At 70.2% G+C, this 19567-nt stretch carries 11 protein-coding genes; 8 read left to right on the forward strand and 3 right to left on the reverse strand.

Annotated features, from left to right (window positions below):
• The 3 genes from ACFVDM_RS18865 to ACFVDM_RS18875 are packed head-to-tail and all read left to right on the forward strand — an operon-like array spanning position 1 to position 2739.
• Entirely contained in the window at positions 1–465 is a 465-nt protein-coding gene (locus tag ACFVDM_RS18865) for a very short patch repair endonuclease (RefSeq protein ID WP_383640650.1), read from the forward strand.
• Positions 462–1418 (forward strand): DNA cytosine methyltransferase, encoded by a 957-nt coding sequence (locus ACFVDM_RS18870; protein WP_383640653.1) that lies wholly within the window; start codon positions 462–464, stop codon positions 1416–1418. Before ACFVDM_RS18865 ends, ACFVDM_RS18870 begins: the two co-directional genes overlap by 4 nt.
• Positions 1419–1470: 52 nt before the next feature.
• Complete coding sequence (locus ACFVDM_RS18875; RefSeq protein WP_383640656.1) at positions 1471–2739, forward strand: DNA cytosine methyltransferase; 1269 nt, start codon at positions 1471–1473, stop codon at positions 2737–2739.
• Between the two features lie 18 nt (positions 2740–2757).
• On the opposite strand, the gene ACFVDM_RS18880 is transcribed toward ACFVDM_RS18875, so the two are convergent.
• The 3 genes from ACFVDM_RS18880 to ACFVDM_RS18890 are packed head-to-tail and all read right to left on the reverse strand — an operon-like array spanning position 2758 to position 6733.
• Positions 2758–3648 carry a DUF6339 family protein gene (locus ACFVDM_RS18880; RefSeq protein WP_383640659.1) on the reverse strand — a complete coding sequence of 297 codons (891 nt, stop codon included), beginning with the start codon at positions 3646–3648 and terminating at the stop codon, positions 2758–2760.
• Entirely contained in the window at positions 3645–4637 is a 993-nt protein-coding gene (locus tag ACFVDM_RS18885; RefSeq protein ID WP_383640662.1) for a hypothetical protein, read from the reverse strand. The genes ACFVDM_RS18880 and ACFVDM_RS18885 overlap by 4 nt, the downstream gene beginning before the upstream one ends.
• Positions 4634–6733, reverse strand: a complete 2100-nt coding sequence (locus tag ACFVDM_RS18890; RefSeq protein WP_383641013.1) for a helix-turn-helix domain-containing protein — start codon at positions 6731–6733, stop codon at positions 4634–4636. The genes ACFVDM_RS18885 and ACFVDM_RS18890 overlap by 4 nt, the downstream gene beginning before the upstream one ends.
• Positions 6734–7340: 607 nt before the next feature.
• On the opposite strand from ACFVDM_RS18890, the gene ACFVDM_RS18895 reads away from it, so the two are divergent.
• The 5 genes from ACFVDM_RS18895 to drmB all read left to right on the forward strand — a co-directional run bounded on the left by ACFVDM_RS18895 (position 7341) and on the right by drmB (position 19554).
• Positions 7341–7712, forward strand: coding sequence for a hypothetical protein (locus tag ACFVDM_RS18895; protein WP_383640665.1), 372 nt, complete (start codon positions 7341–7343; stop codon positions 7710–7712).
• A 118-nt stretch (positions 7713–7830) separates the two neighbouring features.
• A complete protein-coding gene (locus tag ACFVDM_RS18900) occupies positions 7831–12591 on the forward strand; it encodes a DEAD/DEAH box helicase (protein WP_383640668.1) in 4761 nt (1586 codons plus the stop codon).
• Positions 12588–14501 (forward strand): UvrD-helicase domain-containing protein, encoded by a 1914-nt coding sequence (locus ACFVDM_RS18905; protein WP_383640671.1) that lies wholly within the window; start codon positions 12588–12590, stop codon positions 14499–14501. The genes ACFVDM_RS18900 and ACFVDM_RS18905 overlap by 4 nt, the downstream gene beginning before the upstream one ends.
• Entirely contained in the window at positions 14498–17716 is a 3219-nt protein-coding gene (locus ACFVDM_RS18910; RefSeq protein ID WP_383640674.1) for a helicase-related protein, read from the forward strand. Before ACFVDM_RS18905 ends, ACFVDM_RS18910 begins: the two co-directional genes overlap by 4 nt.
• Complete coding sequence (gene drmB, locus ACFVDM_RS18915; protein WP_383640677.1) at positions 17713–19554, forward strand: DrmB family protein; 1842 nt, start codon at positions 17713–17715, stop codon at positions 19552–19554. The genes ACFVDM_RS18910 and drmB overlap by 4 nt, the downstream gene beginning before the upstream one ends.
• Positions 19555–19567 lie beyond the last annotated feature (13 nt).

A 19567-nucleotide genomic window follows, 5' to 3' on the forward strand; every position in this document is an offset into this window, starting at 1 on the left:
ATGAACACCGTCAAACCGTCCTCCCCCGCCGTCTCCGCCCGGATGAGCCGGCAGGCCAGCCGCGACACCACCCCCGAGGTGGCCGTCCGGAAGCTGCTGCATGCGTCCGGTTACCGCTACCGCCTGAACGAGCGGGTTCCCCACATGTCGCGGCGGACCATAGACATCGCCTTCACCAGGGCGAAGGTGGCGGTGTTCCTGGACGGGTGTTTCTGGCACGGATGCCCCGAGCACGCCACGCAACCGAAGTCGAACGCGGAGTGGTGGCGCCAGAAGCTGGACCGGAACATGGCGCGGGACGACGAGACGACGGCACACCTGGTCGCCGAGGGGTGGACGGTGCTGCGTTTCTGGGAGCACCAGGCCCCGACGCAGGTCGCCGAGCAGGTGGCCGCGACGGTGGATCGTGAGAACGCCGAACGACGGACGGGACGGGGGACGGGGCAGGAGTGCGGGGGCTCGTGAGCGGATTGCGGTTCGTGGACGTGTGCGCGGGGGCCGGCGGGTTGGCCCTCGGGTTGGAGCAGGCCGGGTTCGAGCCAGTGCTGTTGCTGGACAGAAAAGCCGTGGCGTGCGAGACGCTGGGGCTCAACCGGCCGCACTGGAAGGTCCTGGAGACGGACCTGCTGGACTTCGTACCGGACGAGCACCCGTACACCTACGACGTCGACCTGCTGTCCGCCGGTCTCCCCCGCCTCCGGTCAAGCGCGACGGCGACGAGGGCGGAGACCGACGAAGAGGAGCTGCTCCTGCGGGCGACGGTCCTCCTCGCTCCTTCGATCCAGCCACGCGCCCTGATCATCGAGAACGTACCGGGGTTGGTCGAAGCCGCGGCGTTCGCGCCCCTCCGCGCCTTCGTCCACGAGGAACTGGAACACCTCGGGTACCGGCTCCACTGGTTCGTGCTGAACGCGGCGGACTTCGGTGTGCCGCAGGTCCGGAAGCAGGGTGTGCTCGTCGCCCTCAAGGAACGGTACGCCGAGCGCTTCCGCCCGCCCTCGCCCACGGTGACCACGCACACCTCGGTGGGTGAGGCGCTGCGGCGCTCGATGGCGGCCCGCGGCTGGAGCGGCGCCGACGCCTGGGCGGACGCGGCGAGCGCCGTCGCGCCGACGCTCGTCGGCGGCTCCGACAATCGGGGCGGCGCCGATCTGGGACCGTCGGGCACGAAGGCGGCCTGGGCCCGGATGGGGGTCAACGGCGGAGCATTGGCCGATATGGTCCCGGGCCCCGAGGACGACGGCCGTTCGGACCTGATCAAGCTCACGGACGCCCAGGCCGCGCTGTTGCAGGACTTCCCGGCCGATTGGCTCTTCGCGGGAAGGAAAACGGCTCGGTACCGCCAGATCGGTCACGCCTCCCCGCCGCCTGTGGGGAAGGCACTGGGCCTTGCCGTCGCGGAGGCCCTGAGTGGGTGAACGCCACGAGGGCGCTCGGATCACGCCGGCCGGCCGGCTAGACTGCCCTACCATGACCGCCCCGCACCACCCCTCGCCCTCCCCTGCGCATTTCCGCATCGTGGATCTCTTCGCAGGTCCGGGCGGCATCGACATCGCTGCCACGATCATGGGGGTGGAGAGCATCGGGGTGGAGTGGGACGACCCGACTCGTGCGACGCGTGCCGCGGCCGGTCTGCGCACCACCACAGAGAAGGACGTCGCCGCGCTGGGGCCGTGCGATCCGGAGGTCGTGGACGCCAACGTCCTCACCGGCGGACCGCCGTGTCAGTCGTTCTCCGTGGCGGGAAAGCGTGAGGGCTACAAGGCTCTGAAGGACGTGGAGCGGCTCGCCGAGTGCCTCACCGCCCCCGAGGACCTCGCCACCTTCCGGAAAGTGTGGAAGGTGGTCAAGGCCGAGACCGACGCCATGTCCGACGCACGTACGGGGTTCGTCCTCCAGCCGCTGCGTTGGATCATGGAGGCGAAGCTCGAACGCCGCCGGCCGTACGAAGTGGTGGTCCTCGAACAGGTCCCCACCGTGCTTCCCGTGTGGAGGTTCTACGCCAAGTTGCTCAAGCGCATCGGCTACGCCGCCGATGCCCACGTACTGCAGGCCGAGCGCTTCGGCGTCCCGCAGACGCGCCGGCGCGCGGTGCTGATCGCCCAGTGGGACCCGGAGAACACGGACAGGGAGCCGGACTTCCCCGAGAAGACCCACCAGCCCTACCGCAAGGGCGGACTGCCTGCCGCGGCCCCGGCACCGCTCCGCGAGGAACCGCCCACCGCACAGCAGGGCCTGTTCGCGTCCCAGGAGTCGGAGCCGGCCCGGGAGCCGAAGTCCCGGAAACCCGAGAAGGACCCCTGGGTGTCGATCGGCGCCACCCTGGCGGCCACCCGGCCCCGCGACTTCGTCCTGGTCTCCAACTACGGTTCCGGCGGCGACCCCAAGAACCGGGGCCGCCGCACCTCGGAGGAACCGGCCGCGACGATCACCGGAAAGTTCCGCCGGAACCGGCTCTTCCTCCTGAAGGAGAACGAGTCGGGCGAGAAGGAGGTCGGCGAGGAACTGGACCGGCTGTCGTTCGAGGAGGGCGGGCTCCTCCAGTCGTTCCCCGCCCGCTATCCGTGGCGGTCCACCGACGTGGCCCAGCAGATCGGCAATGCCGTGCCCCCGCGCCTCTCCCTGCACGTCCTGAGCTTCGCGCTGTTGCGTGAGGCACCGAAGGACGAGTGGTTCACGCGGCTCGCCGAGTGGAAGCCGCCGTCCGCGTCCTCGGAGGACACGGCCGAAGGCCCCTGACGCGGGGCCCCGGGCCCGTCACTCCGCCTCTTCGCCCTCGGCATTCTTCCCGCGTACGGGGGCTCCCGCGAACAGCTCCGCGAAGTGCTCCACGAGAGCGGCCACCGATTCCTCCGGCGCCTTCTCCTCGTCGGGCCCGATCGGAAGGGTCCTGCGCGGTACGGCCATGGCCCATTCGGCGGCGGCAATCCACTCCGCCGACGGCCGGCCGTCGCGTTCCACGTCCGGTGCGAGGACGTCGTACATGAGCGTGGCGGCGGACGCGTTGACCGCTTGGACCAGGGCATTGATCTCGCGCCCGGTACGCACGGTGCCCCGCTCGATCAGTCCGATCAGCGCCCGCGCCGTGGGACGGTGGTCGATCACGGCGAGCCGAAGGGCCGTGTTGAGGACGTCCTGGTGCGTGCAGGCCACCTCGACGGGGCCGTAGTCGGGACCGTTCCTGAACAGTTCCGCCGCCCACCACAGCCGGGCGAACGCCTGGGTGTAGGACGCCCCGCGGAATCGCGTCGCCGCGACCCTCGGCGGTTCTCCCTTGCGGGGCTCCGTGGTGTGCCGCCATACGACATAGTCGGGCGCGACCCCCAGCGCCAGGTAGTTCCAGAGGCCGCGGTCGGACGCCTCGCGGCGCGTGAGCCGCAGGGTCGCGTGGAGACGGGGTGCCAGCCAGGCATCGGCGGCGGTGGGCTTTCCCTCGCCGAACTCGTGCAGGGCGTCGTCGATCAGATCGCGCACCGGCTGGAGTGTGCCCCGAAACGCGTCACCGGGCAGGGGTTCGGCGACCTTGTTGAGCGCGATCGCGGGGACGTCCTCCTTGCCGGTGAGCAGGCCCTCGGTGATGTAACGGGCTGCGTTGAGGTCCGCGAGGTGCGCCAGACGCTCGGGGAGATGACTGGGCTTGCTGGTCACGAGTCGGTCTCCCTGTCGAGTCGGTCGAGGCCGCGGATGGTCGCGGTCAGCACCTTGGGCACATCGGCCCTGCGCGTGGCCGCGTAGTGGATGAGGGGCTGGAGTTCGGTCCATCCGGACGCTCCGGTCCTGCCGGTGTGGACCACGCGGAGCGCGTCCTCCAACGGCCGGCCGGGCACGACGTCGGGGAGCATCTCGCGCAGCACCTCGCCCCGCCAGTCCTGGGGGAAGAGCGGCGTGCCGTCCTCCTCCACCTCCAGATCACCGATGGCGGTGTGGAACACGGCCGTCCACACGTCCGTGCACATCTGCGCGTGGAGGAGGTCCCGGACCAGACTCTCGGTCGCCGTGCCGTGGCCCTCGATCAGATCGGCCATGCCTTCGAAGTCGCTGTTCACATGGACGGTGGGCACCTCTCCGGAGGTGTCGACGGTCCACGGCATGTCCCCGAAGGCGCGCAGCCACTCGGGCCCCTCCCGGAACCCGACCTGGGCGACCTCCAGTTCCCGCTCGCGGAGCGGGACGTCGGACTTCAGATCGACGATCCAGTCCCTGTCCGACGCGGCGATCACGCGTCCCCGCACCCCGCCGACCGTGGCGATCACATGGACGGTCATCGTCGCGCGGTCGAGGTGGTCGTCCCGCCACAGGTCGAGGTGTCCGACCCATTCGCGCCCGCCCTCCGCACCGGGCTCCAGGCACACCGTGGTGCGCGCGTTGGTGGCCCCCTCGGTGAGCACGACCGCCACCCGGATGTCGGTCCACGGCCCGTCGGAGGCGCTCGCGCGTCCGGGAATCACCGCGGTGAGTGTCAGCCGTGCCGTCTCCCAGTCGTTCCGCTCGGCCAACCCCAGGGCCACCACCTGCTCGACGGTGGAGAACGCCCGGGTGTCGAGCGGTTCCCGGATCTCCCCGGGACCGCGCAGTTCCACCGCGGTCACCCGGAAGGTCACCGAGCCGGCCAGCCGCTCGTACGGATATCCCCTCATGCCCGGCCTCCCCGGTCGGTGGCGAGTTCGACGATCAGTCCGGTGAACACGGCGCTCACGGGGTGCGTGGAGACGTCGGTCCTCGCCTTGAACGTCGCCCTTCGCGCGTGCGGGGCGAAGTGCAGCGCCCCGTCCACCACTTCGCAGTTGTGAACGGCGACGAGCTCCGACCAGGCCAGGACCGGACGCGGTCCCGAACGCACGTCGAGCTTGGCCACCGGACTCAGCAGGAAGGAGTCCCCACCGGTGGGAACCTTCACCTCGCCGGTGACGCACCAGGCTCCGTCGGCGTCGACGGTGGCCACGAGATCCTCCAGGGTCGGCAGCACGGCGGGACCGGCGGGGCGGGGTGGCCGCTTGCCGCCGATGGTCAGGTTCTTGCGCAGTTGCCCGGCCCCGCCCGCCCGCTTCTTCCGGGGCACGACGACCAGTTCGCGTACGGCCCGGTTCGCGTCGGCGGTGAGTGCGGTGATCCGTCGCCATGCCGAGGGCGAGTACCGCGTGCGCAGTTCCTCCGTCTGTCCCCACTTGTTGTGCTCGGGCGGCTCGGAGGTCCGGAGGAAGTCCTCCGCCTCGTCGGCGCCTGGGGCATCGTCGCCGGCGGCGTGGCCCGCGAGGAGGACCGCCTGGAAGGGGTTGGTCCCCAGCGGCAGATCCCTCACCCGGGCCGTCCGCACGGTCATGCGGTTGCCCCGCATCATGACCAGATGGTTCGACTTGGTGACGTCGTCCCCCTCCGTCACGAGGAGGACGGCACTGTGCGCGGTCTTCCCCTTCCCCCCGGCGGGGGCGGGCACGTCCAGCGTCACGGTCCTCATGGCCACCTGGCCGGACTCGGTGAGACGCTCCACGGTCGTGCCGTCGAGGAACGCCTGGAGGGCTCGGGTGCGTGCCGGCTGTTCGGTGCGGGCATCGACCCGCTCCTCCGCGATGATCTCGGCACCGTTGCGCAAGGTCCTCACGGACGCCTCCAGGAGAGGGTGCCGCGTCTCGCCGACGGTCATCGCCGCCCAGAAGTTCCGACCCAGCGCCTGGACGAGCCGCTTGTGCATCCGGGTCACGCTGTCGTCGTCCTCGCCGCCGTTCCTCTCGGCGTCGGGGTCGACGAGACTCGCCACGTCGTGGGCGCCCACGATCAGGAACGACGTACCCGGTTCGTCGCTCTCGCGGGTGAGGTGGAGACGCTCGACCTTGTCCTCGTCGGCCCACCACGAACGGGCCACGTTCGAGTCGGTCGCATCCGGATCGGGGCGCCCGAACCAGGCCGGGCCCGCCCAGCGGGCGCCGTCCACTTCGCGCCAGGGAAGCTCCAGCCGGCCGATGAGACGGCGCTGCGTGCGTCCCTCGTGGGGCTCGGAGAGGGTGGAGTTGATGAGGACGAGGCCGAGACGGCTCGTCGCCCAGAGTGTCGCCTTCCCGAGACCGTACGAACCGCCCGCGCCGCTCCCCGACTTGTGGCTGTCGAGCTGCCGACGGACCACGGCCGCGAATCGACCGGTCTCGTAGTCGTCACCGGTCAGACCCGAGGCGTTGTAGTCGTCGACGCGCAGGAGAACGAGGCGGTCGCGCTCGTACATGTCACGCATCCCCGCGGCGATGACGCGACCGACCTTCTGGTCCTGCGCCGCCGCCGCCCGGTAGTGCGGCAGCAGTTCGTCCCAGCGGATCTCCTCGCGGAACCGGGCCAGGGTCTCCCCCGTCAACTCGTGCAGCGTGTAACGCACTCGAACCGGCTGGTCGCGGTCGAGCCGCTCGTCGAGGCTGTTCTGCGTCGCCTCGCGCGCCAGCACCTCGACATCGGCCTCGAAGGCGAACGCGGCCGCGTTGCCGAAGTCGCGGCCACCGTCGGCGTATCCCGGGCGGTGGTACCAGGTGACGGGACGGCCGGACAGGGTGTCCGCGGTGCGGGTGTGAATGGTGCCCAGGTCGGTGCCGAGGGCTTCCGCGATCTTGGCGATGGTCTCCTCGCGGGGCGTGGCCCGTCCGGTGATCCACGCGGACACGGCGGCCCGTGTCATGCCGATGCGTTCGCCGAGATCGGCCTGGCTCAGCCCCGACTGCTTCAGCTGTCGGGCGAGCCAGGGACCGAAGTCCATGCCGCTGTCCAACGTCACCACTCCTCAGTCGCGCTCACAACCATGGGGACCACCGTACAACGAAATTTGACACGCCAAGCAGGGCCGACAACGAAATTTGACACCCGATGGGGACGCTCGGAAGGTCCATCACTTCCATCGATCCAAATGCACCACAAGGTTCAGAAATTCAACCGATGTCCCAGGTCGACCCGCTTCCCCGGTTGGCCCGAATTGCCCCCTTTTGCGAGAGCTCATTCGGCCCTTGCATTCTCCCCCGATCAATGGCAGAGTCGACGCGGAGCCCTACCCGGGCTCGGAAAGCACGCTTGTCCAGGTGCCTTGTTTGCTGTGCCCTGACACCATCACACGTCGGCGTGCACCGGGATTCAAGAAGTTCGCGGAGCCCCTTGCTCTCACCCGAGAAATGCGGTTCTCTTCTCCCACCCCGCTCCTCCGGGACCTCATTCGGGTCCACTCGTCCAAAGAAACCTTTCGCCTGCTGAATTCACACGTCGCATTCCACGCATTCCGTGTGTTCAGCCCTCTGCACGTGCGCCACCGGCATTCCCTGAACCCGGCACCCTTTCACGCCGCACAATTCTCGCAAAAGAGGGCACACATCATCATGAGTTCGAGCGCGAACGACCCCGACGACGACTTCCACCTCGTCGACCGGTACGACTCCATCGAGGACCCGGAGCTGCGGTCCGAGTTCCTCGATGCCATCGGCACGACGCGTGCCCGCATCGAGGCCCTCCGCGCCGCCCGCGCACGGCGGGACGCCGCCCGCACGTCCGGTCCCGGTGAGGAGGAGTCCCCGCGCGGTGGTGACCCGCGCGACCGTCGCCGTCGGTCCTCGCGTTCGCGCCGCCGCCGTGTCCGGGTGTCCTTGACGCACCCGTCGAACCGGAGCGACACCCGGCGTCCGCCCCGGCGCCGCGGGCCCGCTCCCCGTCGTCGCACCATCGTCCTCGTCCTCGTCATCGACCTGGACTGACCGGGCTCCTCGTCGGACGTCCGCCACCTATCGTTGAGTTCGAAGGGCCGGCCGTGCCCCGCAGCGGCCGGCCCCCGCTCCCCCCACGTTCATCTCACGGCCATGAAATGGGATCACCTTGAACCACAGCGATGTGACGGGCACTTCGGGAGCCTCGCCCGTCATTCGGAAGATCCTCGACCAGTCGGCGCGCGTCCTGGAGACGTACCGCGTGGATCCCGGACTGATTCTGGAGCACGCCAACGGCGAGCGAAGGATCACCCAGGGCGGTTACGGAGACCGCCAGTTGTTCGAGCTGGTACAGAATGCCGCGGACGAGATCGCCGCCACGCCCGGCGGGAAGGTCCACGTCGTTCTCACCGATGCGCATCTCTACTGCGCCAACGAGGGAACGCCGGTCACGCCCGAGGGCGCCGAGACCATTCTCCGGATGAGCGTGTCGCGGAAGCGGGGCGGCCAGATCGGTCGGTTCGGGGTCGGCGTGAAATCGATCCTGGCGGTCACGGACACTCCCCAGTTCTTCAGTATCTCAGGGGCGTTCGGCTTCGACCGGGTGTGGTCGTACGAGGAGATCAGGAAGGCGCGAGGCGCCTCCCCCGAGGAGGCCTTCGAGGCACCGGTGCTGCGCATGGCCCGTCCCCTGGACGCCGACAGGGAACGGCTCGCGGACCCCGTCCTGGACACCCTTCTCGGCTGGGCGACCACCGTGGTGCGGCTGCCTCTCCTGCCCGGAGCCGCCGACCGGCTGGGACGCGACATCCACGACACCCCGGCCAGGGCCGGCGAATCACGTGAATTCCCCGTGTTGTTCCAGCTGTTCTCCTCCCATGTCGGCACCGTGGTCCTGGAGGACACCCGAAGCCTTCCGCCGGTCCGCCGCGAGATCACGGCCGACCACGACGGGTTCCTGCACACCGTTCGCGAGACACGCACCGGGCATCCCCAATCCGGTTCCACGTGGAAGGTCTTCACCCACGCCCACCGGCCCTCCGAGGCCGCCCGCGCGAGCGCCGGTGAGATGCACGACCGGGGGACCATCGACATCTCCTGGGCCGTTCCCGAGTACACGGGCGACACGGTGCTCACCACGCCCCGGGGTCGCGGCCAGTTCTGGTCGTTCTTCCCGACGAAGTACCCGATGACCCTGAGCGGTGTTCTCAACGGGGCGTGGAAGACCAACGAGGACCGGCAGAACCTTCTGGATTCCAGCCCGTTCAACCAGGAGATCATCCGCGTCGCCGCAGGTCTCGTGGTCGACTCCCTGCCGCACCTCGCCCCGCGGCGGGACCCGGCCGCCTACCTTCCCCTGCTTCCCGGTCGGATGAAGGAGACGCTGAACTGGGCGGACAGGTATCTGACGGAACAGATCTGGAAACTGACGGCCGAACGACCGTCGCTTCCCGACCAGGACGGCGTGCTGCGCGTCCCCCGTGACCTCCGGGTGCACCCCGCGTCGCACAACAAGGTGCCGCTCAGGCCGGAATGGCTGCGCATGTGGAGCGCCTACCCCGGCCGCCCGTCCGACTGGATCCATCCGTCCATCGAGGACGCCGAGTTCCGCGCGGGCAAGGTCGCCCACATCCTGGAGGAGACCAAGCAACGCCGCGCGACCGTGCGGGAGTGGTTGGAAGCGCTGGTGTCCGACGGGACGGTCGAGGCCTCCGCCGTCGCGATCCGCATCCTCGCCGCGATGATCCGGGACGGCTCCCCCTTCGCCGCCGAGGCGCGCAGCGCCCGGATCGTACTGACCGAGGAGAGCGGATTCGTCGCCCCCGTCGTGGGCAAGGTCTTCCGCCGCACGGTGCAGGACGGACTGCGCGACGGCACCACGTACGTCGACCCGAGGCTCTCGGAGGACGAGTCCCTGATCGGTGACCTGGGCGAGATCGGCATCCGCGAGGCCGACCCCCGCGGGCGCTTCATCGGCGTGCTGGAACAGGGGGTCGAGAACTACGGCCCCCAGGACTGGGCCCGCTTCTGGGACTTGTTCCACAACGCGGGCGGCAGCCGGGTCAGCGGCGAGGTCACCGCCCGGGTGCCCGATCCGCTGGGGACCCTGTCCGTGCGCACGGTGGACGGGCGGTTCCACCGGATGCGGGAGTGCCTGCTGCCCGGCCCCGTCGTGCCCGGCGACGGATCCCGCGACGCCTCCGTGGCGGTGGACCCGTCCTTCCACTCGGACGATCTGCGGACCCTGCGCGAATTCGGCATGCGGGACAGGCCCACGCACGGGCACCGACCGACGAACGAGACGTGGTTCGAGGACTACCGGACCGCGATGTACGACAGCTACTGCCGGACCCTGAGCAGCAAGGCCGCCCGGCCGAGCATCTCCCGGATCAAGCTGGAGGGCTCGCCCGTCGGTGGCCCGTTGCACCTCTTGGAGCTGCTGTCGGACGAGGGCCGCGCGGCGTTCGTCAGGACGCTGCCCGACGACAGCGTCATCGACACCTGGACCCTGCACGTCGGTGTCCAGGCGTCGACCCGCAAGCCGATCTACTCACCGCTGCGCTGGATGCTGCGCCGCCACGGACGGGTGTCCACGTCCCAGGGCGTGGTCCCGCTCACCGACGCCGTGGGCCCGCAGCTGAAGGCGTACGCGGACGTGCTGCCCGTCGCCGACATCAGCGAGGAGAAGGCCCGCAAGCTGCACCTGCCCGTGCTGGTCGACGAGGTCCCGACCAAACAGTGGGACCGCCTTCTCGAACAGCTCCGCACCAGCGACGACGACGCCTTCGTCGGGCGCACCTATGTGATGCTGACCCGTCTGGAGGTGGACTTCCCCGACCAACTCACCCGCTGCCGCGTGGGCACCGAGTGGGCCACCCGTGAGGACCACGAGATCGCCGTGGCGGCGACCGAGGCCGAGTACCGGGCCCTGCGCGCCGAGCAGATCCCCGCCCTGTTCGCAGGTGGGCCGGAGGACGCGGCGCTGTTGGTGAAAACATGGGGAATGCTGCGCCACGCCGATGTCATCAACAAGGAGAACCGCCACGTCGCGGTCGGTGAGCCGGTGCTCCTGACGGACGAGTTCCCGACGCTGCGCCAGCGGCTGGGTCCGACGGTGAACAGCCAGCGACTGTTGCGTTGCTCGGAGCTGGAGGAGGTACTCAGGACACCTCAGGGATCCACCACCACCCCGCTCGACAGCGCGCTGCAGGGCACGACGGTCCTCGTGCTGGAGACCGCGGACCGTCTGGCGACGCTCGTCGCCGCCGACCGCGAACTGCGGTGGGGGCTCAAGGAGTCGGGATGCCGAGCGGTGCTCGACGCGCAGGCCCGACAGGAGGCGGACCAGGAGCTTCAGGCCTCCCTGCGACGGGTCCGGCAGGCGAGCAGCGTCGAGGAGAAGTTGGAACTGCTCATCGGCGCGCCCGCGCTCCGGGCCGGTCTTCCCCCGGGGCTGTTGGAGGGCGAACCGCCGGCGCCCGGCGGTGAGGAGCCGTCCCCGCGGCGCATCGCCCGCCTGGCCTACGACGCCCACGGCGACGGTGTACTCCAGGTGCACGCACGGGACCTGCAGCTCGCCTACCCGAGCCATGCCCCGTCCGGCTTCACCGGGGCGTCGGCGGCCGTGAAGTTCGTCTCCGAGTTCGGCTTCCCCGATTCCTTCGCCGGTGCGCGTACGCCGTCGCCGGCACCCCGGATCGAGGTCGCGGGACCGACGGCCTTCCCCCGTCTCCACGACTACCAGGAACGGCTGGCGGCGAAGGTCTTCGCCATGCTCGACCGGCTCAGCCCGCAGCGCGCCATGCTCTCCCTGCCCACCGGCGCGGGCAAGACGCGGGTGGCGGCCGAGGCCGTCATCCGGTGGGTCAAGCAGATGGGCACGTTGAACGGCCCCATTCTGTGGATCGCCCAGACCGAGGAACTCTGCGAGCAGGCCGTGCAGAGCTGGAGCTTCGTCTGGTCGAAGGTGGGGGCGAACACCCCGTTGACGATCAGCAGGCTGTGGACCACCAACGAGGCGGGACCCGTCACCGGGCGTCCGCACCTGGTCGTCGCCACGGACGCCAAGCTCCGCAACTGTCTCGGTACCGAGAACTACGCGTGGCTGCGCGACGCCTGCCTCGTCATCGTCGACGAGGCCCATGTCGCCATCTCGCCCCAGTACACGGAGATCCTCACGCACCTCGGACTGACCGCGCACGAGACGCGACGCCATCTGCTCGGACTGACCGCCACCCCCTTCCGCAACACGAACGACGCGGAGACCAAGCGTCTCGTCCAGCGGTTCGGCGCCACCCGGCTCGACGACGGGGTGTTCCCCTCCGGCGATCCGTACGCCGAACTGCAGGAACTCGGCATGCTGGCGCGGGTCCGCCACCGGGAGCTGCCGGGCGGCACGATCGAGCTGACCGAGGTCGAGAAGGCGCAGGCCGATCAGTTGAGCCTGCTCGCGAAGTCCGCGGAGCAGCGGCTCGCCGACGACCAGGATCGCAACAGCCGCATCCTGGAGGAGATCGCCGCCATGCCGGACGACTGGCCGGTGCTGGTCTTCGCCACGTCCGTCGCCCATGCCAAGGTCCTGGCCGCGAGGTTGAAGGGCCTCGGCATCACCGCGGCGTCGGTGGACTCCGCCACCTCCACGGGCGAGCGCCGGCGCAGCATCGACGCGTTCCGAGGAGGACGTGTGCGGGTCCTCACGAACTACGGCGTGCTGACACAGGGCTTCGACGCGCCCGCCACCCGGGCGGTCGTCATCACCCGTCCGACGTACAGCCCGAACGTCTACCAACAGATGATCGGGCGCGGGCTCCGCGGCCCCGAGAACGGCGGCAAGGAGGAGTGCCTGATCCTCAACGTCCGGGACAACATCACGAACTACGACAAGGCCCTGGCCTTCACCCAGTTCGAGCACCTGTGGAGGGCCCAGTGACCGACGCGTACCTCGACAGCCCGCCGCTCACCGAGGAGCAGCGGGACGTCGTCGGGCGGCCCTGGGACACCCGACTGCTGGTGACGGCGGGCGCGGGTTCCGGCAAAACGCACACGCTCGTCCGCCGGCTGGACGCGCTCATGGGCGACGAGGAGGCGGCGCTGGAGGCCCGGGAGATCCTGGTCCTCAGCTTCTCCCGGGCCGCGGTGCGGGAACTGCGGGAGCGGATCGCACTCCACGCCCGTGAGGCCCGCCGGGTCCGCGTCCAGACCTTCGACTCCTGGGCGTACGCCCTCCTGCGCGACGAGCAACCCGACCGGGACTGGAGCGCGCTGCGCTTCGACGAACGGATCGGGGAGGCCACGGAGGCGATCCTGCGGGGTGCGGTCGAGAACAGTGAGCAGGGCGCACCCGCCCATGTCGTGGTCGACGAGGTCCAGGACCTGGTCGGCGATCGACGGGACATGGTGGAGACGCTGCTCGACCGTTTCCAGGAGGGCTGCGGCTTCACCGTGGTCGGTGACGGGGCACAGGCGATCTACGGATTCCAGGTGTCCGACGAGGACGCCCGCGCGGCGGAGACGAACTACTTCTTCGACTGGCTGCGGGCCTCCTACCCGGACGATCTGGTGGAGCTGCACCTGACCGCCAACTTCAGGGCGCGCACCCCCGAGGCGAAGCTCGCCCTGCCCCTCGGCGCCTCGCTGCACCGACTGCCGTCCGAGTCCTCGGCCGCGGAGGCCGCGGGCGAGGACGTCCGACAACGGCTGATCGACGTCCTCCGCACCTGCCCCTCGTTCGGGTCGGTGGACGACGGATTCACCCTCGACTCCCTGAGGGACTTCGGGGGCACGTGCGCGATCCTGTGCCGGGACAACCGACAGGCTCTCGCCCTCTCGGAGCGGCTGTTCGCCCACGGTGTGCGTCATCGACTCCAGCGGGACCTCCAGGCACGGCCGGTGCCCGCATGGGTGGCGGCGGTGCTGCGCGGCACCGGATCGACGTCGCTGACGGAGGAACGCTTCCTGGAGCTGATCGGCTCCGGGCCGGTCGTGCCCGTGGGCGACCTCTCCAGGATCTGGCGGTCCCTGCGCACCGTGGCGCGGGGGCCCCGGGGCACCCTGGACGTCGCCGCCGTCCGACGGGCGGTGGCGCAGGGAAGGTTCCCCGACGACCTCGCCACCGCGGAACCGGCCGGTCTCGTGGTGTCGACGGTCCATCGGGCCAAGGGCCTGGAGTTCGACCGGGTGATCGTGGTCGAGCCGCCGACGCTCGCCGAACTGCGCAAGCAGCACACCCATGTCGACCCGGCCGCGGAGGCCCGCGCCCTGTACGTGGCGATGACCCGCCCCCGGGACGACCTGTTCCGTCTGGACGCACCCGACACCGCCCTGATCCGCCGCGACCGCCGCACCGGCCGGTACTACGCGGCCGGTTGGAAGGCGTATCAGCGGTACGGCATCTCGGCGGCGGGCACGGACGTGTCCCGCGAGCATCCCCCCGGCACCGACGGCTTCGAGCACGACGCCGGCGAGGTGCAGGACTACCTGGCCTCCTCCGTCGCCCCGGGGGACGCGCTGGAGCTGCGGTTGCAGCACAGGATGCCCCTGGCCTCGGACGAGAGCCCGCCGTACACGGTGTTCCACCGGGACCGCCCTGTGGCCGTCGCCTCGGAGGCCTTCCGGCAGGACCTGTACAGCTCGCTCAAGATCAACAGGACCTGGGACGTCAGCTGGCCCACGATCGTCGAGGGATTCCGCGTCGACTGTCTGGAGAGCGTGGCGGGCAGCACGGCCTCCGGGTCACGCGCCGGACTGGGCGAGCACGGTGTCTGGATGGTCCCCCGCATGTCGGGGCTCGGTCGCCACCGGTGGACCGACGCGCACACACACGAGGAGAACGACCGATGAGGGACGTGTCGCAGCCGCACGCCGCCCACTACGCGGTACGCGAGGAGCTCGTCGATCAGCTCCGCCGCGACCTGATGGGCCCCGGGCATCCGGACGAGATCCTGACCCAGGACCCCCCGGTCACGGCCTACCCCGTCGGAGTCCTCTTCCCCCGCCCCTCGGACCCGGGGGCCGAACGGGCCATGGAAGACGACGAGGCCGAGGTGGACGGACTGGACACGGTCCCCCTGTCCCGGGGACGCGGCGACGTCGAGGAACCGGCGCCGGATCTCGGGACCTCCGGCACGGGAGACCGCCGCCCTTCCTCCATGGGGATCACGTTCGCCGTGGACCCGACGCAGTCGTCGAGCATCGTCGTGCACGCGGAGGCCGCGATGTACGACCCGGTCGACGCCCGGGGACATGCGATCTCGGCCTCGCGGGCGGAGGCCCGCACCGTCCGGGACCAGAAGGAGCACTGGCGCCGGCGTGCCCTCGACCTCGGTCCCACGACCGTCGATGTCACGGCCCCGACATTGCATCGTCCGCCGCCCCTGCACGAGGGGGTCCGTGTGGAGATCCTGGTGCGCCCGCCGATGGCCGGGACCGTCACGGTCACCGTCACCCTGATCAACACCCACCGGGTGAGTGAACGGGAGCTCCAGGACGCGCACTGCCTCTACCAGCCCCGACTCACCGTGACGACGCCGTCGGGCGCGCCCGCCTTCGTGGAGCGGCCCGCCGGCCGGCGCGCGGTGGACCCCGAGGTGGCCGCGTCCAGGCTGCTCCACCGCCACGCCCCGACCTTCGCGATGGGGCACGGCTGCGCGGCGGAGTGGGACTGGACCCCGCCACCGATCGGTGCCCCGCACGGTGAGCGCTCCGCCGTCACCTCCGTACGCACGGAGTTCCTGCCGGCGCACGAGGTGTTGCTGACCGACTCGAACCCGGACATCGACGACTCGGCCCTGACCATGCACGGTCTGGCGACCCGTCCGGAGAGCGAGGTCCTGGCCTCGCTGACGAGGCTGACGGCCGACTACGAGGAGTGGATCGACCGACGGGAGTCCGAGTCCGCCGGCTTCCGGGGAACGCTCTACGCGGATCCCGCACACGCGCAGATCGCGCACTGCCGCACGGCCCTGGCACGGATGCGGCACGGCATCCGGATCCTCGCCGAGGACCCCGACGCGATGCGCGCGTTCCGACTGGCCAATCGCGCCATGGCCCATCAACGGGCCCGGGGCGAGTGGGTGCGCAACGGACGCGAGGGCGCGCCCGACGAGACGCGCGGTCGTTGGCGCCCCTTCCAGATCTCGTTCGTGCTGCTGTGTCTGGAAGGCATCGTCGACCCCACGCACGAGGACCGCGGGATCGCGGACCTGCTGTGGTTCCCCACCGGTGGTGGCAAGACCGAGGCGTACCTCGGGCTGATCGCCTTCACCACGTTCCTGCGGCGTCTGAGGCTGAAGGAACGCGGTGCCGGCGTGACCGTGCTCATGCGCTACACCCTGCGCCTGCTGACCCTTCAGCAGTTCGAGCGGGCCGCGGCCCTCATCTGCGCCATGGAGCGCATCCGTCTCGACAACGTGGCGGCGCTCGGCGACGAGCCGATCTCCATCGGCATGTGGGTCGGTCAGTCCGCCACCCCCAACCGTCTCTCGGACGCGGAGGAGAGCCTGGTCGAGCTGCGCAAGGAGCGCGAGCTCCAGGAGCGCAACCCGGTCCAGTTGCACGCCTGTCCCTGGTGCGGCACACGACTGGACGCGTTCCAGTACGAGGTCGACGCGGAGGCCCGGCGGATGCGTGTCCGCTGTCCCGACGACTGGTGCGACTTCCGCGACGGTCTCCCGGTCCACCTCGTCGACGAGTCCGTGTACGACGCCCGGCCCACGTTGGTGATCGCCACCGTCGACAAGTTCGCCGCGATGCCGTGGCGGGTGGAGACGGCCTCGCTCTTCAACCGGGACCGCGCGGACGGCACGCCTCCCCCCGAGCTGATCGTCCAGGACGAGCTCCACCTCATCTCGGGCCCGCTCGGCACCCTGACCGGTCTGTACGAGACGGCCGTGGACCTGTTGTCGAACCGCCCGAAGGTCATCGCCTCGACCGCCACGATCCGTCGGGCCTCGGACCAGGGGAGGATGCTCTTCGACCGGAAGGTCGCGCAGTTCCCCCCGGCGGGCATCGACGCACGGGACTCCTGGTTCGCGGTGGAGACGCCGAGGGACCGCAAGGCGAGTCGTCAGTACGTCGGGCTCCTCACACCGAGCACCAGCCAGGCGACGCTGCTCATCCGCACCTACGCGAATCTCCTCCACCGGGCCAAGCAGGTCGACGTCGACGACCAGGTGCGCGACGCGTACTGGACGCTCGTCGGCTACTTCAACAGCCTCCGCCTGTTGGCCGCGGCCGAACTGCAGGTCAACGACGACGTCGTCGACTACGTCGAGTACCTGGCCGCGCGCGACAAACGTCCGGTGCGCAGGGTGGACGAGCAGATCGAGCTGACGAGTCGGGCCAGTTCCAGTGATGTTCCCAGGCTGCTCAAGCAGCTGGAGAAACGATTGCCGGATCCGGATGTGGCCGATGTCCTGCTGGCCACGAACATGATCTCGGTCGGTGTCGACGTGGACCGGCTCGGCCTGATGGCGGTCATGGGCCAGCCCCAGACGACGGCCGAGTACATCCAGGCGACCAGCCGCGTCGGGCGCCGGCATCCGGGCCTGGTGGCGGTGATGCTGAACTCGTCGCGTTCCCGCGACCGTTCCCACTACGAGAGCTTCCAGCATTTCCACTCCGCCCTGTACCGCGAGGTCGAGTCCACCAGCGTGACGCCCTTCTCCTCGCGCGCACGCGACCGGGGCCTGCACGCCGTGGTCGTGGCCCTGGCCCGCATCCTCATTCCGGCCGCGGGGCCGAACGACGGCGCCGGTCGTATCCACGAGTTCCGCGAGGAGTTGGAGCGAGTGGTCCGCGTCCCGCTGCTCGCACGCGTCGAGTCGGTCGACGCGGACGAGCTCCGGCCGACAGCCGACGCCTTCGACGCGTTCGTCGACTGGTGGGAGGGCGAGGCCGAGGCACACGGCGGACTCGTGTACGAACCCCGTCGCGGCAACCGGACGCCTTCCCTGCTGAGCGCGTTCGACGACGAGGACCCGCACACCTGGTCCACGCTCTGGAGCCTGCGTGACGTGGACGCCGAATCAGCCCTGTTCATGGAGGCATCCCGATGACACCGCCCCCTGCCCGACGCCGCAGGGCGGCCGGCACGCCCGAACGCAGCTTTCCGCGTCGAGGCTCGGTGCGCCGCGCGCAGATGATCACCACCTACGGGGTCGGTTCGATCGTCGCCGTCGACAACGAGTCGTTCATGGTGAGCGGCACCGACTCCTGGAACACGACCGACGCGCCGACCGTCTACGAGCACCGTCTGGCGCGCGTGCTCGGCGTGAAGTCGTTCCTCCTTCCGCCGGCCTCGGACGACACCAGCAAGGACGGTGTCCGGGTCCGCCGATTTCCCCTCTGGCACTCCTGCCCCGAGTGCAACGCACTCCAGCACGTGAGCCGCTTCAACTCTCCCCCCGGCAAGAACGAGTGCGGGGAGTGTGCCGAGGACCTGGTTCCCTCGCGCTTCGTCATGGCCTGTCCGCGCGGACACATCGAGGACTTCCCGTACTGGAAGTGGGCGCACCGCAACAACAGACAGGACGGCGAGGCCGGTCTGTGCGGTGGTGAGTTGCGGATGCGCACCAGCGGAAGGACGGCGTCGCTGCGGTCGATCCTGATCTCCTGCACCTGCGGGATCCCGGAGGTGTCCATGGAGGGCGCGTTCCGTCGTACCGCGTTGGCGGACCTGAAGGTCTACTGCGGCGGGAAGCGCCCCTGGCTGGGCAAGGCGGCCGTCGAGGACTGCGCGGAGAAGCCGCGCACCCTCCAGCGCGGTTCGTCCGTCGTCTGGCAGCCCGTCGTGAGAACGGCCCTGTCGATTCCCCCGTGGAGCGACAGTCACACGACTCGTCTGGAGCCCCACTGGGACACCCTCCGCGCGATGAAGGACAACCCGATCGGAATGGAGGGCTTCCTCAAGGCCATCGGCGCCCAGGAGAACTACACCTTCTCGGTCGATCGGGTCATGAGCCTTCTGGAGGCGGAGAACCACGAGGACACCGCCCAGGACGAGGACCACGGCACCGACAGCGCCTATGTGGCGCTGCGCAGACAGGAGTACGAACGCCTGGTCGCCGGCCGTCCCGAGGAAGGGACGGACCACAGGGACACGTTCGTCTGCGAGCCACCGCGCACGTCCGCGACGGGCCTGGCGCCCTACGGGGTGACCGGCCCGATGCTGGTGAAGCGGCTCCGTGAGGTCCGCGCCCTGAAGGCGTTCTCCCGCGTCGACATGCCCGAGACGCACACGGACGTCCACGAGGCCCCGCTCTCCCTGCAACCGATGGACTGGCTCCCGGCCATGGAGGTCACGGGCGAGGGCGTCTTCCTGCGCCTGGACGAAGAGCGCCTCGACGACTGGGCCCGCAGCGCCGCCGTGGCGGCCCGCGCCGACCGCATCCGGAGCAACCATCTCCGCATGCTCCGCGAGCGTGCCAAGGATCCTGCCTCGGTTCCCGACTCCCCGGCCGATGCGCGCATGGTCCTCCTGCACACCCTGTCCCACGCCCTCATCAACGAGTGGAGCCTGGACGGCGGCTACCCCGCCGCTTCGCTCCGGGAGCGCCTGTACACGGACGAGACCATGGCCGGTCTCCTCGTCTGCACCGCCACCAGCGACTCGGCGGGCAGCCTCGGCGGGCTGGTCGCCCAGGGCGAACCCGACCGCCTGGAGTCCGCGCTGCGTTCGGCGCTGCTGCGAGCCCAGTGGTGCTCGGCCGACCCGCTCTGCGTCGAGTCCGGGGGCAGCGGCGTCGGCGGCATCAACCTGGCCGCCTGCCATGCGTGCGTGCTGCTGCCCGAGACCAGTTGCGAACACAACAACGGGCTCCTGGACCGGGCCATGCTGATCGGAACGCCGGAGGACCCGTCGATCGGGTTCTTCAGCGAGGCGCTGCGCGAGTGATCGCACACGCCCC

Source organism: Streptomyces sp. NPDC057682 (genome assembly GCF_042799575.1).
In the GTDB taxonomy this organism is placed as follows: Bacteria; Actinomycetota; Actinomycetes; order Streptomycetales; family Streptomycetaceae; genus Streptomyces.

Bases quoted from the DNA above. Each gene is read 5' to 3' on its own strand.
- ACFVDM_RS18885 (WP_383640662.1), bottom strand. From the start codon at position 4,637: ATGAGGGGATATCCGTACGAGCGGCTGGCCGGCTCGGTGACCTTCCGG.
- ACFVDM_RS18865 (WP_383640650.1), top strand. From the start codon at position 1: ATGAACACCGTCAAACCGTCCTCCCCCGCCGTCTCCGCCCGGATGAGC.
- drmB (WP_383640677.1), top strand. From the start codon at position 17,713: ATGACACCGCCCCCTGCCCGACGCCGCAGGGCGGCCGGCACGCCCGAA.
- ACFVDM_RS18910 (WP_383640674.1), top strand. From the start codon at position 14,498: ATGAGGGACGTGTCGCAGCCGCACGCCGCCCACTACGCGGTACGCGAG.
- ACFVDM_RS18875 (WP_383640656.1), top strand. From the start codon at position 1,471: ATGACCGCCCCGCACCACCCCTCGCCCTCCCCTGCGCATTTCCGCATC.
- ACFVDM_RS18890 (WP_383641013.1), bottom strand. From the start codon at position 6,733: ATGGACTTCGGTCCCTGGCTCGCCCGACAGCTGAAGCAGTCGGGGCTG.
- ACFVDM_RS18895 (WP_383640665.1), top strand. From the start codon at position 7,341: ATGAGTTCGAGCGCGAACGACCCCGACGACGACTTCCACCTCGTCGAC.